Raw genomic sequence first — 2,244 nt, 5'->3', positions numbered from 1 at the left:
AACTGAGCTAGCGGCGCCTGCTGACAGGAGAAATACTACCTGGTCCGAACGGGTGCTCTGAACCACCCGTTCCGCAGGCGCTCCGGGACCCGGCTCAGAGGGCCATCGACAGCAGCATCGGCGCCGCGTGCCGGTTGAGCGCCTCGGCCGCCTGGCGCAGCCGGTGCGCGTGCTCCAGCGGGAGCGAGAGCGCCAGGGATCCCACCGCGCGCCCGGCCGTTATCGGCACGGCGGCGCAGACGGTGCCGAGCGCGTACTCCTGGAGGTCGAGCACGGGGACGCTGGCGGGCTGGGCGTCGAGTTTGCGGAAGAGCAGCTTCTCGCTGGTGATCGTCCGGGAGGTGAGCCGGGCGGTGCGGTGCCGCGCGAGGTGGTCGCGCCGGTCGTCGTGGTCGAGCTGGGTGAGCAGGCACTTTCCGGCCGCCATGGCGTGGGCGGCGGAGCGGAAGTCGACCCACTCGTTGACCTTGGGGGTGCGCGGGCCGTCCGCGTACTGGGTGATCCTGATTTCGCCGTCGACGTAGCTGCTCAGGTAGACGGCGGCGCCGACCGTGTCGCGCAGGACGGTCAGCGACCGCTGGAGCCTGGCCTCCAGGGCCTTTGTGCGGTCGCGGCCGGCGGTGAGCAGGGGCACCGCGTCGCCCGTGACGTAGCCGCCGTCGGCGGTGCGCTCCACGTACTCCTCGTGGCGCAGCATCTGCAGGAGGTGGGCGAGGTGTCCGCGGGGCAGCCCGGTCTCACGGGAGATCTGAGCCTCGCTCACGCCTCCGGTGTATTTGGCGACGGTCTCCAGCACGCGCAGCGCGTACTGCACCGAGTGGAACGGTGCGGTCGGGTCGGGCCTGAGCGCCACGGTCTCCCCCTTGCGGTTTTTCCTGTGGGTGTCCCCGGTTGTCGCCCTCCCCACGATAAGGGCGAAAGGGCCTGCACGGAGAGGGTGTTGAGCAGAATCCCCGCTTGGTCCGTACCCCTGCCCCGGGCCGTCGACCTTGGCATATGCCGCCGTCGTAGGCGGTTGTGCGGGAATAACCGGAGAATGGCTCCGGTTGGTTGCGGCGACGGCGCACACGCGCGCGGAGACGACCGCAGGGAGGCGGGCCACCGTGGCCGACGCACAGGAGAACGCCCAGGGCACCCAGGACGTTCGGGATGTCCGCGACGAGACGGACGAAACCATCCGGGCGAGGCCCCGCGGCAGTGCTCCCGTCCCCCTCTCCGTACTGGACCTGGCGACCGTCGGCAGCGGCCGCACCGCCCGGCAGGCGCTCGGCACCACGGTCGAACTGGCCCGCCTCGCCGAACGCCGCGGCTTCCACCGCTTCTGGGTCGCGGAGCACCACTCCATGCCGGGGGTGGCCAGCTCCTCGCCGGCCGTCATCCTGGCGCACCTCGCCGCTCACACCGATCGCATCCGCCTCGGCTCCGGCGGCGTGATGCTGCCCAACCACGCGCCGCTGGTGATCGCCGAACAGTTCGGCACCCTGGAGGCCCTCGCCCCCGGGCGCATCGACCTGGGCCTCGGGCGCGCCCCCGGCACGGACGGCGCGACCGCGGCCGCCCTGCGCCGCACGGACGCGCTGCAGGAGGGCGCCGACGACTTCCCCCAGCAGCTCGCCGAGCTCACCCGTTTCCTGGACGACGACTTCCCCGACGGCCACCGTTACGCCCGCATCCACGCCGTGCCGGGCCCCGTCCAGGGCCGGGTGCCCGGCGGGGTGCAGCGCGCCGACCGCCCGTCGGTCTGGCTGCTGGGCTCCTCGGGCTTCAGCGCCCGCCTGGCCGGTCTGCTCGGCCTGCCGTTCTCCTTCGCACACCACTTCTCGGCCGCGAACACGATTCCGGCTCTGGAGCTGTACCGCGAGTCCTTCCGCCCGTCCGAGGTTCTCGACCGCCCCTACGCCAAGATCGGCGTCCAGGCCTTCGCCGCGGACGACGCCCGCGAGGCGCACCGCCAGGTGATGACGGGCGCCCTGGCGATGCTCCGGCTGCGCAGGGGCCGCCCCGGCCTGGTTCCCACCCCGGAGGAGGCGGAGGCGTACGCCTTCACTCCGCCGGAGAAGGAGTTCGTGGCGGACTGGCTGCGAAATGTGGTGTACGGGACGGCAGATGAGGTGAAGGAGCGACTGAACGCCCTGGCGCACCGGACGGGCGTGGACGAGCTGATGCTCACGTCGAACGTGCACGGGGCGGAGGGCCGGGTGCGAAGCCTGGACCTGATCGCGGACGCGTACGAGATGTAGGGGT

Annotated in this window: 2 protein-coding genes; one reads left to right on the top strand and one right to left on the bottom strand. The window is 72.1% G+C overall.

Annotated features, from left to right (window positions below):
* Positions 1-94: 94 nt before the first annotated feature.
* Positions 95-853: an IclR family transcriptional regulator gene (locus tag HG542_RS13760; protein WP_171081128.1), complete on the bottom strand. Its 759-nt coding sequence runs from the start codon at positions 851-853 to the stop codon at positions 95-97.
* 322 nt (positions 854-1,175) lie between these two features.
* On the opposite strand from HG542_RS13760, the gene HG542_RS13755 reads away from it, so the two are divergent.
* Positions 1,176-2,240 (top strand): LLM class flavin-dependent oxidoreductase, encoded by a 1,065-nt coding sequence (locus HG542_RS13755; protein ID WP_229922845.1) that lies wholly within the window; start codon positions 1,176-1,178, stop codon positions 2,238-2,240.
* Positions 2,241-2,244: the final 4 nt, after the last annotated feature.

This window comes from Streptomyces morookaense, assembly GCF_013030945.1.
GTDB lineage: Bacteria > Actinomycetota > Actinomycetes > Streptomycetales > Streptomycetaceae > Streptomyces > Streptomyces morookaensis.
This window is presented reverse-complemented; position numbering and strand designations above follow the sequence as displayed.